At 48.1% G+C, this 1,003-nt stretch carries 2 protein-coding genes; both read left to right on the plus strand.

Annotated features, from left to right (window positions below):
* The coding region (locus ACFVQB_RS34515) for a PTS sugar transporter subunit IIBC family protein (RefSeq protein ID WP_483874973.1) at positions 1–578 on the plus strand (578 nt) is incomplete at its 5' end.
* Positions 579–603: 25 nt separating this feature from the next.
* Complete coding sequence (locus ACFVQB_RS34520; RefSeq protein ID WP_379449934.1) at positions 604–1,002, plus strand: PTS mannitol transporter subunit IIA; 399 nt, start codon at positions 604–606, stop codon at positions 1,000–1,002.
* The last annotated feature ends 1 nt before the right edge of the window (position 1,003 follow it).

Here is a 1,003-nt window from a genome sequence, read left to right on the forward strand (position 1 = left end):
TTACATTTTCGATCTTTAACGCGGGTCTTGTTGCCGCATCATCTCCGGGAAGCATCATCGCCATTTTGGCGCTGACGCCGAAAGGAAGCTATCTCGGCGTGCTGGCGGGCGTCATCGTTGCCGCGGCCGTATCGTTTATCGTTTCGGCGCTTATTCTGAAATCGTCTAAAGCGGGTGAAGAAGATTTGACAGCCGCGGCGGAAAAAATGCAGGAAATGAAAGGCAGGAAAAGCGAAGCGGCGGCCGCGTTGGCAGACAAAGAGGAAGAGCCGGAAAACAGCGCCGCTGATATTTCCGCCGACCAAGTCAGCCGCATTATCTTCGCATGCGACGCGGGTATGGGATCGAGCGCAATGGGCGCCTCCATTTTAAGAAACAAAGTGAAAAAAGCAGACCTGGATATTGATGTGACAAATACGTCGATCAATAATCTTCCGAATGACGCGGATATCGTCATTACGCATAAGGACCTGACTGACCGCGCGAAAGCGAAGCTGCCGCAGGCGGTGCACATTTCGGTTGATAATTTCTTGAACAGCCCGAAATACGATGAACTGATTGAAAAGCTTAAAAACTAATCAAACAGAAAGAGGGATCTTCATCATGGAAGTATTGGCTAAAGCGAACATCAAACTGAACCAGACGGTGAACTCAAAAGAGGATGCCATCCGCCTCGCGGGACAGACATTGATTGATAACGGCTACGTGAAGAACGGCTATGTGGAAAAAATGTTCGAACGTGAAGAAACATCATCCACGTTTATGGGGAATTTCATCGCGATCCCGCACGGCACGGAAGATGCAAAGGATGAGGTGCTTCATTCAGGCATTTCCGTCATCCAGATTCCGGACGGTGTTGAATACGGTGAAGGCAATACGGCAAAGGTCGTTTTCGGTATCGCCGGAAAAAACAATGAACACTTAGACTCTGATCTTTACTCACGTTTAGTTAACCTCACTTCAACGGAAACGATTCCGAATTTTGAAAATATATACGAATGAA

It is taken from the genome of Paenibacillus sp. NPDC057886, from assembly GCF_042796655.1.
Classification (GTDB): Bacteria; Bacillota; Bacilli; order Paenibacillales; family Paenibacillaceae; genus Paenibacillus.